The organism is Eubacterium sp. An3, from assembly GCF_002159465.1.
In the GTDB taxonomy this organism is placed as follows: domain Bacteria; phylum Bacillota; class Clostridia; order Lachnospirales; family Lachnospiraceae; genus Anaerobutyricum; species Anaerobutyricum stercoris.
The window spans coordinates 462,012-475,828 of the sequence record NZ_NFIR01000001.1; the positions used below are offsets into that span (position 1 = coordinate 462,012).

A 13,817-nucleotide genomic window follows, 5' to 3' on the forward strand; every position below is an offset into this window, starting at 1 on the left:
AGCGGTTTTTTATTTGTGTGTTTTCAGATATAAGTTTTCAAAGTGTCTGATCGGTATAAGAACACATTTATTTGGTCAGGATACCAAGGATTTTGTTGGAGCGTGCCACGAACTTGGTCATTTCCTCCGGTTTCAGCGGATGGTTGGCAAGCTGTGCCAGGTCGTAAATCTGCTGGCAGATGAGTTCGGTGTTTTCGTTCTCTTCATTATTTAAGATGAACTGAACCAGTTCGTTGTTGGCGTTTAATATGAGAGTTTCGCCCTGTGCGCCAAGACCGGTCTCACTCTTGCTCATGCCGTACATTTCCATCATTTCCGCCATACGTCTTGTCTGCTCGGAAACAGTGATCATGGAAGATATCTCAGGGTTTTTCAGTTTTTCCACCTTGAGAATCAGGTTCTCCTGTCCGGTTGCTTTCTTGAATAACTCTGCCAGCTTCTCGGTGGTCTCTTTCATCTCATCCTCGGAAACTTCTTCTTTGAAGTTGTCGGTCAGATCGGAGTCGATACGCAGGAAGCGGACGTCCGGGTTCGCCTGTTCCAGATGAGTGATGAAAGTATTGTCGATCGGATGGGTCAGATAAACGGCATCCATGTTGTTTTCTTTGAACATGTTAATGTACTGGGACTGTGCCACATCATCAGTGATATAGAAGACTTTGTTTTCATAGGAGTCTTTGCCTGCTTCCAGATATTCCGGAAGAGTGATATATTTGCCTTCCATATTTTTAAAGATGATGTAGTCGCGCATCTTCTCGTTGAACTTCATGTCACGGATACAGCCGTATTTGATGAACGGGCTAATGTCATCCCAGTATTTCTCATAGGCTTCCCGATCTGTTTTGCACATGCCGGATAACTTCTCCGCTACCTTTTTCGTGATGTAGTTGGAGATCTTCTTTACAAACCCATCATTCTGCAGAGCGCTTCTGGATACGTTCAGCGGCAGATCCGGACAGTCGATGCATCCCTTCAGAAGAAGAAGGTATTCCGGAATGACTTCCTTGATGTTGTCGGCGATAAATACCTGGTTGTTGTATAATTTGATGGTTCCCTCAATGCTCTCATACTGAGAGTTGATCTTCGGGAAGTAGAGAATACCTTTTAAGTTGAACGGGTAATCCATGTTCAGATGAATCCAGAATAAAGGCTCTCTGTAGTCATGGAAGGTATCCCGGTAGAATTCTTTGTATTCTTCCTCAGTACAGTCATTCGGATGTTTGGTCCAGAGAGGATGTATGGTGTTGATCGGCTTCGGACCTTCGTCCTCTTCCTCTTCATCATCATCGTCCAGAGTGACTTCATGATCTTCGCTGTCTGCGCCTTCGCTGCCGTCATCGGTATCGTCGGCATTCTCTGTTGCTGCGTCCGCATCAGAGGCATCTTCTTTGGCGTCAACGTCCACCACATCCGGGATGTCTTCTTTCTCCGGTTCTTCTGCGTCTTCATTGGTGAAATAAATCTCCACCGGCATGAAGGAACAGTATTTCTCCAGAACCTCGCGAACACGGTATTCGTTGGAAAATTCATAGCTGTCTTCGTTGAGATAGAGGGTGATCTCCGTACCACGCTCTGTTCTCTCGCCGTCCTCCATGGAGAACTCTGTGCCGCCGTCACATTCCCAGTGAACCGGTCTGGCACCTTCTTTATAAGAAAGAGTATCGATGGTCACACGGTCGGCAACCATAAATGCGGAGTAGAAGCCCAGACCGAAATGACCGATAATCTGTTCTTCGTTGGTCTTGTCTTTGTATTGTGCCAGGAAGGCTTCCGCGCCGGAGAAGGCGATCTGGTTGATATATTCATCAACTTCGCTCTCGGTCATACCGATACCGTTATCAATGAATTTTATCGTCTTATCTTCCGGGCTGACAAGAACGTCTACTTTGTATTTGTTGCCTTCCGGCTCTTCATATTCGCCGATGACAGATAATTTTTTTAATTTGGTTACAGCGTCGCAGCCGTTGCTGACCAGCTCACGAATGAAGATATCGTGATCAGAGTACAGCCATTTTTTAATAATAGGAAAAATGTTTTCGCTGTTGATTGATAAACTTCCCTGCTTAGCCATAATAGCATCTCCTTTTTGATTTGGTAATAAATCCGCGCCGCAGCGGCGAGGAATTGTTGGAATACGGTTACTGGTCACGGTGTGAACAGTAACGGCATATGCTGCCCGACAAAGTGAAAAAGAGCGGGCTTTGGATAATATAGTAATACCAAAAAAAATGAATGTCAAGAAAAAATTAGCACTCATTTTTGATGAGTGCTAATAATATCAGACATATTTGTGGAGAAGTATCTTTACCTAAATGTATTTTTCTCTTTAAAGTTTTTAAAATATGCTTTGGTTTCTCTCGCCACAATACTGCTTAATGCCAGCAGAGCAATCAGGTTAGGAATCGCCATGAGGCCGTTAAAGATATCGGCGATGGTCCATACGGCGGACACGGTCATGTAAGGGCCGATGAAAACGCAGGCAATGTAAAGCCAGCGGAAGATCTTCACGGCTTTGGCGTTATTGTGAGTCAGGTAGTCAAGGCAGCGTTCACTGTAGTAGTCCCATCCGAGAATTGTGGTGAAGGCAAAGAATACCAGGCACAGCATTAATATAAAGGAAGAAACCTGTGCCGGGAACGGCAGGCCAACCTGGAAAGCTCTCGTTGTAACGTCAACGCCGTCCAGTCCCACATTCCAGGAACCGGTGATGACGATGGAAAGACCAGTCATGGTACAGATGATGATCGTGTCGATGACAGTACCCAGCATGGAGATAAGACCCTGCCGAACCGGTTCGTTGGACTTAGCAGCGGCGGCGGCGATCGGCGCGCTGCCGAGGCCGGATTCATTGGAGAAAATACCGCGGGCAATACCTTTCTGCATAGCGACGATCATGGCTCCCAGAGCACCGCCGGCAGCGGCGCGGAGACCGAAGGCTCCCTGTACAATCTCCACAATGGCGCCAGGGATTCTTTCATAGTTAAGAATGAGGATCAACAGAGCGGTTGCTACGTAAGCAATAGCCATAAATGGAACTATGACCTGTGATACGGTAGATATTCTCTGAATACCGCCGATGATAACAAAAGCGACAATGACGGTAAGAATAATGCCGGCGATCACTACTGCCCAGGAATAGTCCCTGCCAAACAATGAAACAGTATTTACGTTTCCCGGGTCAAAAAAGTTTTTGACCGCGCTGGTGATACCGTTGATCTGTGTGAAAGTACCGATGCCCATCAGACCGACGCAGAGTCCGAAAAAGGCAAAAATCTTAGCCAGCCAGCGCCACTGTTTTCCCATACCATTTTCAATGTAATAAAACGGTCCGCCGACCACATGTCCGTCCTCAGCGATAGTCCGGTACTTGATGGCCAGAAAACCTTCTGTATATTTTGTAGCCGTACCAACAATGGCGGCCATGACCATCCAGAACAGAGCGCCCGGTCCCCCGGCAACAATAGCGGTGGCGACGCCTACGATATTACCAGTGCCGATGGTGGCAGAAAGCGCCGTACAAAGGGCTGCAAAACTGGAAATCTCGCCGTCTCCGTCATGTTCTTCATTGGCGAACATGTATTTTACGGCGAGAATGAGTCTGCGGACCTGAAGCCCCCGCAGACGGATGGTCAGATAGATGCCTGTCGCCATGATCATAACGATCAGGGGTACGCCCCAGACCACATTATCAATGGACGTCAGCACATTGTTGATAGTTTCAAACATTTTTTCATACTTCCTTTCCTCTTTACTGTGTAATTCCGCCATCTTCAATTCAGCAAAAAAGGAGGCAGAAGAGTGTAAAGTAGGATGGGAAGAACAAAAAAAGAGCTGCAAAAAATCAGCTCTCCGAAGAAAAACATGCATTTACGTGTTCTGTCCTTTTGCCTGAGAGATTGGCAGAACTATCTGCCGTACACCTTCGGCGCTTCACCGTATGCCGAAGCCGGTGAAGACTCTCCAGAGTAATGCTGTATGTATAGCGAACGATAACAGACTATCATAAACGGAAGAGTAATGCAAGATGATTTTGCAGATATTTTAATTTTCATGGAGAATCGGGGAAAAAGCGGGGGACCAGAGGGCTATTTTGAAGTTTTTCAGTATAAAAATTCAAATAATAAATTAAATAAGAAAAATATCGTAAAAAAATTAACAATATGTTAGAATATACTTAATAAAATAATGTGGGAGGTTATTATGGAAAGAGTAGAAGAATTAAGAAAAATGTGCGCGGAGCAGGGTATCCGCATGATTGATTTTAAGATGACAGACCTGGATGGACGGTGGCGTCATATTACCATTCCGGTGGAGCGGTTCAACGAGGATATCTTTACCTACGGTATCGGATTCGACGGCTCCAACTATGGCTACGCTCCGGTGGAGAAGAGCGACATGGTATTCATCCCGGATCCATCCACCGCGGTCATCGACCCGTTCGTGGAGATACCGACCCTGACCATGTGCGGCAACGTATGCGTCATCGGCGAGGAGAACCGGCCGTTTGACCAGTACCCGAGAAATGTAAGTCTGCGCGCCATGGAGTACATGAAAGAACAGGGCGTCGCCGATGAGATGCTCATCGGACCGGAATTTGAATTTCATCTTTTTGACAACGTAAGCTACACGGTATCCCCGCAGAAGACTTCTTTTACCATTGACACGGCGCAGGCTGCCTGGAACAGCGGAAAGGAGAGTCTGTACAATAACGGCTTTCAGGTTCCTGCTGGCGGCGGTTATCACGTGGCGGCACCGCAGGACATCGCCTATAATCTGAGAAGCCAGATGTGCATCCTCCTGGAAAACTGGGGCGTGGACGTAAAATACCACCATCACGAGGTGGGCGGCTCCGGTCAGATGGAGATCGAGGTGGAACTGGGCGACATGGTGGACATGGCGGACAAGACCATGATCATCAAATATGTCATCCGCAACGCAGCCGTTAAGGCAGGCAAAACCGCCACCTTCATGCCAAAGCCGATTCACCATGAGGCCGGTAACGGCATGCACGTTCACATGCTCCTGAAAAAAGACGGAAAACCGGTCTTTTACGACAAGGACGGATACTCGGGCTTAAGTCAGACCGCCCACTACTTCATCGGCGGCCTGCTGAAGCACATCGCGTCCCTGTGCGCTTTCACCAACCCGTCCACCAACTCCTTCAAACGTCTGGTGCCAGGCTTTGAGGCTCCTGTGACGGTGGGCTACGCCACCTCCAACCGAAGCGCAGTCATCCGTATTCCGGCCTACGCCAAATCCCCGGAGACCAAGCGTTTTGAACTGCGCAACCCGGACGCCACCGCCAACCCGTATTACGCCTACGCGGCCATCCTCATGGCAGGCATCGACGGCGTCATCAACAAAATCGACCCGTCCGCCTGCGGCTGGGGACCTTACGACTTCAACCTCTACGACCTGTCCGACGAGGAAAAGGCCAAAGTAGAATCCCTGCCGAAGACTCTCGAGGAAGCCCTCGACGCTCTGGAAGCCGACCACGACTACCTGACCGCCGGCGGCGTCTTCCCGGAACGCCTCATCGAGATCTGGCTTGACCGCAAACGCCAGGAAGCCCTGGAGCTGTCCCAGATACCGAACCCGGCAGAATTTAAGAAGTATTATGATCTGTAATATTGCCTGACACGAGCCGGATGTCCTGCATCCGGCTCAAAATTTACGCCTCAAAAAGAACAGATGTTCTAAAAAATGTATACATTTGGGGGAGGGTGTGGTATACTAAAAAAAATTTCAACTACAATCAGGGAGTGCGATAGCAGGTATTCAGGTTATTTCTATAGAAGCGGGTTATAAGGAAACTTTCAGGATAAAGCGGGGGTGGCAAGTTGATGTCTTATGACTTTTATCATGCATTTTCACCGACAGAATTTCAAAATTTTGCAAGAGATATCATACAAATAAAAGAACACATTATTCTGGAGTCTTTTGCAGAAGGCCGAGATATGGGAATCGACGGGCGATATGTGGCCAAAGATGGATATACAATCATCTTTCAGGCAAAGAAAAAAAAATGCTGGCGACAGTATCATGAAGATAATGCGCACAGAGAGAACAAAACAGGATAAACTCCTGGCAAAGGGGAAAAGGGTAGATCGGTACATTCTGGCGATAGCAGATAACATTACTGTGAGGAAAAAAGATGAGATATATCAGCTGATGTCTCCGTATATTGTTAGTACAGACGATATATTGATGAAAGAGGATTTGAATAATCTGCTCAGCCAAAAAGAATACCGGGAAGTGGAAGATAAATATTATCAATTGTGGATTCCCAGCGCCAATATATTGCGCAAACAATTATTTCGAATGGTAAACAGTGCGCTGGTGCAAAAATCAATTACCTGTTATGAAGAGATATTAAAAAGAGAGAGGTTTTTGTTGAAACGTCCGTTTTTAAAGATGCAGTCATGCAGCTGCGAAAGAACAGGGTTATTATTATTTCCGGAGAGCCGGGTGTCGGTAAAACCACTTTGGCACAGCAGCTTTCCTTATACTATTATGTCAAATATCACTTTCAGGCGTTTTTAAGTGTGTCGTCCGTGGACGAACTATATATTGCCCTGGAGATCGAAGGGAAAAAAGTTATATTCTATGATGATTTTTGGGGAAGCAATGGTTTTGACAAATTTGGAAGCGGAAAGCAGGCAGGAGAATTAGTAACATTTATTGATCGTATTCGCAGACATAAAGATTGTCTGCTTGTTATGACCACGCGAGAATATATTTTGGAGCAGGGACTGGAACAGAATGAAGAACTGCGTCGTATGGTGAAAGACTATGAACTTGAATGCAGGGTGGAGCAGTATTCAGACGAAGAAAAGCTGCAGATTTATTATGGACATCTGAAAAGTTCCTGTTTGACGTGGGAACAGACCAGGGAATTGCAGAGTCATTATCGCAGAGTGATCTATTCGCCTAATTATAATCCGCGGGTAATAGAATTATTTACAAAGCATATTAAACCGGATATGTCGGCAGAAAAATGTGTGGTAGAGTTTGATAAATATATCCGGTGTCCCCAGGAATTTTGGAAAAAGATTTTTCATGATTTATCAGAGGAAGCCAAAATATTATACATGTTGACACTCATCTTTCCGATGCCGATAGAAATGCAATATCTGGAGAAAAGTTATAATGATGAGATGAAAGCACAGACAAATACCCCTGAGTGGAAAAATTTTTCCGATGCTGTCATTGAACTGGAAAAGACTGTGATCCGAACGGACAGGTATAAAAGAGGTGAAGAAGGGTTGTTGACGATCACCTATCAAAATCCGTCTGCAAGAGATTTCCTCATTGCTCTGGTCAAAGAAAACTTTGAGAAATATCACACGATTTTGATCAGAAATTGTCAATATTATTCACAGTATGTGGAATATCTGAAGGTTCTCGATGAAATCAATGCGTCGGAAGAAATATATGGCGAGATATACCAAAGCGCTGTGAATAAATTCTGATTCGATTTTATTTTATGATAAATACAAAATGATTTTGCGGTATCATAAGGAGATACATAAGCTGTCTGAGCGATATGAGACAGAGCAAAATTACAGGGATATTGGTTTTGGCAGAATATTTCAGCAGATAGAGAGGTGAGACAGATGAAGGAATCTAATTTTCTGATGTATACTACAGAAGATGGATTAACAAAGATTGAGGCAACTTTTGTAGATGATACGGTATGGCTTTCTGTAGAACAGATGGCAGAGTTGTTTCAAAGAGACAGAAGTGTTATAGGAAAACATATACGCAATATTTTTAAAGAGGGAGAATTGAAAAAAGAATCAGTATGGGCAAAATTTGCCCATACTGCTGATGATAGAAAAACCTATCAAGTGGATTATTATAATCTGGATGTGATTATATCTGTGGGATATAGAGTAAAATCTTTGCGTGGTACTCAGTTTAGAATATGGGCAACGAATATTTTAAAGGAATATATGCAAAAAGGTTTTGCTTTAGATGACGATCGTTTAAAACGCTTAGGGGGCGGAAACTATTTTGATGAATTATTAGAACGTATTCGTGATATCAGGTCATCAGAAAAGGTTTTTTGGAGAAAAGTATTGGAAATTTATGCAACTAGCATTGATTATGATCCAAGAGCAGAAAGTTCAATTCTTTTCTTTAAACAGGTACAGAATAAAATGCATTGGGCAGCACATAAGCATACAGCTGCAGAAGTGATATATCAAAGAGCGGATGCAGAAAAAGAACATATGGGATTAACTTCCTGGCAGGGGAAATCCATAAAAAAGACAGACGTAGAAGTAGCAAAAAACTATTTGAATAAAGACGAAATGGATGCATTAAATAAAATTGTTACCGCCTATTTGGATATTGCGGAGGTACATGCATTAAATCATGAGCCTATGTATATGAAAGACTGGTTGGAAACCATAGATGACTATTTGAAAATGACAAGAAGGGATATACTTAAGACTAAAGGGACTGTTACACATAAGCAAGCGCTTGAAAAAGCTCATAGTGAGTATGAAAGATATAAAAAACTGGAAAGAAACAGAGTATCCTTAGTAGAAGAACATTTTTTGGGGAGCATTAATAAGTTAGAAGAGTTAGAATAAAAGGATTAACCTAAATTTATAAGAGAGAAAAATGATTTTTGAGTATAGCTGATATCGAACATATCAAAATCAACAAAGGAGAATCTATCATGGACCATTTCGAATTAGTATCAGAATTCGCTCCCACCGGCGATCAGCCGCAGGCTATCGAGAAGCTGGTGAAGGGCTTTAAAGAGGGTAATCAGTTTGAAACACTGCTGGGTGTTACCGGGTCGGGTAAGACTTTTACCATGGCCAATGTTATCCAGCAGTTGAATAAGCCGACGTTGATTCTGGCGCATAACAAGACGCTGGCGGCGCAGCTGTACAGCGAGTTTAAGGCGTTTTTTCCGCACAATGCGGTGGAATATTTTGTCTCCTACTATGATTACTACCAGCCGGAGGCTTACGTGCCGTCCACGGACACCTACATTGAGAAGGACTCGTCAATCAATGACGAGATCGATAAGCTGCGGCACAGCGCCACGGCGGCGCTCATTGAGCGGAAGGATGTCATCGTGGTCTCCTCGGTGTCGTGTATCTACGGTATCGGAAGCAAGAAGGACTACGCGGAGATGATGATTTCGCTCCGGCCGGGCATGGAGATCGACCGGGATGAGGTCGTGCGCAGACTGATTGACATTCAATATGTAAGAAATGAACTGGATTTTAAGAGGGGAACCTTCCGGGTGCGGGGAGACGTGCTGGAGATTCTGCCGGTGTCCACCTTTGAGGACGCCATCCGGGTGGAGTTCTTCGGCGATGAGATTGACCGGATCGTGCAGGTGGACATTCTGACCGGGGAGATTAAGGCGAGTCTCAACTTTGCGGCTATTTTCCCGGCGTCCCACTATGTGGTGCCGCAGGAGCAGATTGAGAAGGCGGTGGTATCCATCAAGGAGGAACTGGAAGAACGGGTGGCATGGTTCAAGGAACATGACCAGCTCCTGGAAGCGCAGCGGATTGCGGAGCGGACCAATTTTGATATAGAGATGCTGAAGGAGACGGGATTCTGCTCCGGCATCGAGAACTATTCACGACATCTGACGGGCCTTGCGCCGGGACAGGCGCCATATACGCTTATCGACTTCTTCGGGGATGATTTTCTTATGATCGTGGACGAGTCCCACATTACTGTGCCGCAGGTGCGGGGCATGTACGCCGGAGACCGTTCCAGGAAACAGACTCTGGTGGATTACGGGTTCCGCCTGCCGTCTGCTCTTGACAACCGGCCGTTGAATTTCTCCGAGTTTGAGGAACACATTGACCAGATGCTCTTTGTGTCTGCTACGCCAAATGTGTATGAGGATGAGCATGAGATGCTCCGGGCGGAGCAGATCATCCGGCCGACCGGTCTTCTGGATCCGCTCATTGATGTGCGTCCGGTGGAGGGGCAGATCGACGATCTGATCAGCGAGATCAATAAAGAGGTGGAAAAAAAGCACAAGATTCTTGTGACCACTCTGACCAAACGGATGGCGGAGGATCTGACTTCTTATATGAAGGAACTGGATATCCGGGTGAAATATCTGCACTCCGATATCGATACCCTGGAGCGAATTGAAATCGTGCGGGATCTGCGTATGGACGTCTTTGACGTGCTGGTGGGTATCAACCTGCTGCGAGAGGGACTGGATATTCCGGAGGTGACACTCATCGCCATACTGGATGCTGACAAAGAAGGATTCCTCCGTTCGGAGACTTCGCTGGTGCAGACCATCGGGAGAGCGGCCCGGAACGCGGAAGGCCACGTAATCATGTATGCCGATACCATCACCGATTCCATGCGGGCGGCCATCAGCGAGACAGAGCGGCGCCGGAAGATTCAGATGGAGTACAACGAAGAGCACGGCATTACGCCGCAGACCATTCAGAAGGCCATCCGGGACGTGATTTCCATTACCAGCGAGGAAGAAAAAGAGGAAGCTGGGCGGGGACTGAAGAAGGATATCGAGTCCATGGACAAGAAAGAATTAAAAGAAATGATTGCTCAGCTCACCAAGAAAATGAACCGCGCGGCCGCGGAGCTGAACTTCGAGGAGGCGGCAGAGCTGCGTGACGAGCTGAAGAAATACAAGATTGCCCTGCGGGATTTTGACTGACCGGCAGGTAAAGGGTCAAAACCGGCAGACGAAGGGTCAAAAAAGCAGAATATCTCTTGCAAAATATTTTATAAGAAGGTAAGATACCAAAAGCAGTTATAACAAGAACACAGAGCTTAGTGTACTGGCACATTCGTTGGAAAATGAACATGTCAGTACACTAATACATTTTCGGGGATGAACTGCCCGCAGTAGATTTTCCCGGGAAATGTACCGGGCTTATACAGTGGTCAGAAGTCTGACAGACAAAGGGAGATATACATGAGTGAAAAGAAAGAATATATTCGTATTCGGGGTGCCAGGGAGCACAACCTGAAGAATATTGATGTAAATATACCGAGAAATGAATTTGTGGTGCTGACGGGACTGAGCGGTTCCGGAAAGTCCTCTCTTGCTTTTGACACCATTTATGCGGAGGGACAGCGCAGATACATGGAGTCCCTGTCTTCGTATGCGAGACAGTTCCTGGGACAGATGGAGAAGCCGGACGTGGACGACATTCAGGGACTGTCCCCGGCCATTTCCATTGACCAGAAATCCACCAACCGGAACCCGCGTTCCACCGTGGGAACAGTGACGGAGATCTATGACTATCTCCGTCTGCTCTATGCCCGGGTGGGGATTCCACACTGCCCGAAATGCGGCAAGGTCATTGAGAAGCAGACGGTGGATCAGATCGTGGACACGCTGATGGGACTGCCGGAGCGGACGAAGATCCAGCTGCTGGCGCCTATCGTCCGGGGAAGAAAGGGCGAGCATGTGAAGATTCTCGACAACGCAAGGCGCAGCGGTTACGTCCGGGTGCGGATCGACGGGCATCTTTATGATCTGTCCGAGGAGATCAAACTGGAAAAAAATAAAAAACATACCATAGAGATCGTGGTGGATCGTCTGGTGATAAAAGAAGGCATTGAGCAGCGTCTGGCCGATTCCGTGGAGACCGTCATGGCTCTGACCGGCGGTCTGCTGCTGGTGGATGTGCCGGGAGGAGAGCCGATGAATTTCAGTCAGAGCTTCTCCTGTCCAGACTGTGGCGTCAGCATCGATGAGATTGAGCCGCGGAGTTTTTCCTTCAATAATCCGTTCGGCGCCTGCCCGGTCTGCCATGGCCTTGGCTTCAAGATGGAGTTTGACGTGGATCTGATGATTCCGGACAAGCGGATGAGCATTGCGGAGGGCGCCATCACCGTTCTCGGCTGGCAGTCCTGCACCGACCCGAAAAGCTACACGAGAGCCATCCTGGACGCTCTGGCAGAGGAATATGATTTTGACCTGAACACGCCGTTTCAGGATCTTCGGCCGGAAGTGCAGGATATGCTGATTTACGGCACGAACGGCAAAGAGGTGACCGTACATTACAAGGGAAAACGTGGCGAAGGATACTACGACGTTGCCTTTGAAGGGCTCATAAGAAATGTACAGAGAAGATACAGAGAGAATCATTCGGAACGTTTGAAGGCAGAATATGAGAACTTCATGACGGTGACGCCGTGTGATTCCTGCCACGGACAGCGACTGAAGGAAGAGTCTCTGGCGGTGACTGTGGGAGATTACAATATCGCAGAACTCACGAATCTTTCTGTAAAACGGCTGGTGGAGTTTTTCAAAAATGTACAGCTCAACGACCGTCAGCTCATGATTGGAAAACAGATTCTCCGGGAGATTCGGGGAAGGATTGGTTTCCTGAACGATGTGGGGCTGGATTATCTGAGTCTTTCTCAGGCCACAGGGACCCTTTCCGGAGGAGAAGCGCAGCGAATCCGTCTCGCCACCCAGATCGGCTCCGGCCTGGTGGGCGTTGCCTACATTCTCGACGAGCCGAGCATCGGTCTGCATCAGCGGGACAATGACAAGCTGATTCACGCTCTGAAAAGTCTGCGGGATCTGGGCAATTCCCTCATTGTGGTGGAACACGACGAAGATACCATGCTGGCGGCGGATTATATCGTAGATATCGGTCCGGAGGCCGGCGAGTACGGCGGCGAGGTAGTCGCCACGGGAACGGCGGAAGAGCTGATGCGTAATCCGAACTCCATCACCGGAGAATACCTAAGCGGCAAACGGAGGATTCCTGTGCCGGGGGTAAGCAGAAAGCCGACCGGCTGGCTGACCGTGAAAGGCGCTGCAGAAAATAATCTGAAAAATGTTACCGTAAAGTTTCCTCTGGGCGTGCTGACCTGCGTAACCGGCGTGTCAGGCTCCGGCAAGAGTTCTCTGATCAATGAGATTCTATACAAAAAGCTTGCCTGCCTGCTGAACCGGGCGCGCATCAAGCCGGGAAAACATAAGGATATTCTGGGCGTGGAGCAGCTGGATAAGATCATCAACATCGATCAGTCCCCGATCGGACGGACGCCGCGCTCCAACCCGGCTACCTACACCGGAGTTTTCGACCACATCAGGGAGCTTTTTGCCATGACCAAGGACGCCAAGGCGAGAGGATATGACAAGGGGCGTTTCAGTTTTAATAAGAAAGGCGGGCGCTGCGAGGCCTGCGCCGGCGACGGTATCATCAAGATTGAGATGAATTTCCTGCCGGACGTATACGTTCCGTGCGAAGTCTGCCACGGCCATCGGTATAACCGGGAGACATTGGAAGTAAAATATAAAGGCAAAAACATTTACGAGGTGCTGGATATGACGGTGGAAGAAGCCTGCCGGTTCTTCGACAGCCTGCCGTCCATCCGCAGAAAAATCGAGACACTGCGTGACGTGGGACTTGGCTATATTAAACTGGGCCAGCCGTCCACGACCTTATCCGGCGGCGAGGCGCAGAGGGTGAAGCTTGCCACGGAACTTTCCCGCCAGAGCACAGGAAAGACCATCTACGTGCTGGATGAGCCGACCACCGGTCTGCATTTTGCAGACGTTCAGAAACTGACGGAGATTCTGCAGCGGCTCACCGAGGGCGGCAACACCGTGGTGGTCATTGAACATAATCTGGAAGTCATCAAGACCGCCGATTATATCATTGACATGGGACCGGAAGGCGGCGACGGCGGCGGAACCGTCGTTACAACAGGAACGCCGGAGGAAGTGGCGGCAGTGCCGGAATCCTACACGGGGCAGTATTTGAAAAAATATCTGGCATAACGGCCGCTTCCCGGATCATACGGTGGGATATAAAGATAGCGAA

The 13,817-nt window shown here is 47.6% G+C and carries 10 protein-coding genes and 1 riboswitch; of the genes, 8 read left to right on the plus strand and 2 right to left on the minus strand.

Annotation, left to right across the window (positions count from 1 at the left end):
- Positions 1 to 67: 67 nt before the first annotated feature.
- Positions 68 to 2,071 carry a molecular chaperone HtpG gene (htpG, locus tag B5F87_RS02165; RefSeq protein ID WP_087275995.1) on the minus strand — a complete coding sequence of 668 codons (2,004 nt, stop codon included), beginning with the start codon at positions 2,069 to 2,071 and terminating at the stop codon, positions 68 to 70.
- Positions 2,072 to 2,304: 233 nt separating this feature from the next.
- Positions 2,305 to 3,726 carry a sodium:alanine symporter family protein gene (locus B5F87_RS02170; protein WP_087276203.1) on the minus strand — a complete coding sequence of 474 codons (1,422 nt, stop codon included), beginning with the start codon at positions 3,724 to 3,726 and terminating at the stop codon, positions 2,305 to 2,307.
- Positions 3,727 to 3,866: 140 nt separating this feature from the next.
- Positions 3,867 to 3,974: riboswitch (glycine riboswitch) on the minus strand.
- Positions 3,975 to 4,017: 43 nt separating this feature from the next.
- Between B5F87_RS02170 and B5F87_RS20890 the strand changes: the two genes are divergently transcribed.
- The 8 genes from B5F87_RS20890 to uvrA all read left to right on the plus strand — a co-directional run bounded on the left by B5F87_RS20890 (position 4,018) and on the right by uvrA (position 13,774).
- Positions 4,018 to 4,167, plus strand: a complete 150-nt coding sequence (locus B5F87_RS20890; RefSeq protein ID WP_158096922.1) for a hypothetical protein — start codon at positions 4,018 to 4,020, stop codon at positions 4,165 to 4,167.
- A 33-nt stretch (positions 4,168 to 4,200) separates the two neighbouring features.
- Positions 4,201 to 5,628, plus strand: coding sequence for a type I glutamate--ammonia ligase (gene glnA / locus B5F87_RS02175; RefSeq protein ID WP_087275998.1), 1,428 nt, complete (start codon positions 4,201 to 4,203; stop codon positions 5,626 to 5,628).
- A 329-nt stretch (positions 5,629 to 5,957) separates the two neighbouring features.
- Positions 5,958 to 6,080 (plus strand): hypothetical protein, encoded by a 123-nt coding sequence (locus B5F87_RS21645; protein ID WP_343215712.1) that lies wholly within the window; start codon positions 5,958 to 5,960, stop codon positions 6,078 to 6,080.
- Positions 6,043 to 6,543 (plus strand): hypothetical protein, encoded by a 501-nt coding sequence (locus B5F87_RS02185; RefSeq protein WP_143405176.1) that lies wholly within the window; start codon positions 6,043 to 6,045, stop codon positions 6,541 to 6,543. Before B5F87_RS21645 ends, B5F87_RS02185 begins: the two co-directional genes overlap by 38 nt.
- Complete coding sequence (locus B5F87_RS02190) at positions 6,450 to 7,472, plus strand: AAA family ATPase (RefSeq protein WP_343215717.1); 1,023 nt, start codon at positions 6,450 to 6,452, stop codon at positions 7,470 to 7,472. Before B5F87_RS02185 ends, B5F87_RS02190 begins: the two co-directional genes overlap by 94 nt.
- A gap of 144 nt (positions 7,473 to 7,616) precedes the next feature.
- Positions 7,617 to 8,600 carry a virulence RhuM family protein gene (locus B5F87_RS02195; protein WP_087276009.1) on the plus strand — a complete coding sequence of 328 codons (984 nt, stop codon included), beginning with the start codon at positions 7,617 to 7,619 and terminating at the stop codon, positions 8,598 to 8,600.
- Between the two features lie 89 nt (positions 8,601 to 8,689).
- Positions 8,690 to 10,681 carry an excinuclease ABC subunit UvrB gene (gene uvrB, locus B5F87_RS02200; protein WP_087276013.1) on the plus strand — a complete coding sequence of 664 codons (1,992 nt, stop codon included), beginning with the start codon at positions 8,690 to 8,692 and terminating at the stop codon, positions 10,679 to 10,681.
- 261 nt (positions 10,682 to 10,942) lie between these two features.
- Positions 10,943 to 13,774, plus strand: a complete 2,832-nt coding sequence (uvrA, locus tag B5F87_RS02205; protein ID WP_087276016.1) for an excinuclease ABC subunit UvrA — start codon at positions 10,943 to 10,945, stop codon at positions 13,772 to 13,774.
- Positions 13,775 to 13,817 lie beyond the last annotated feature (43 nt).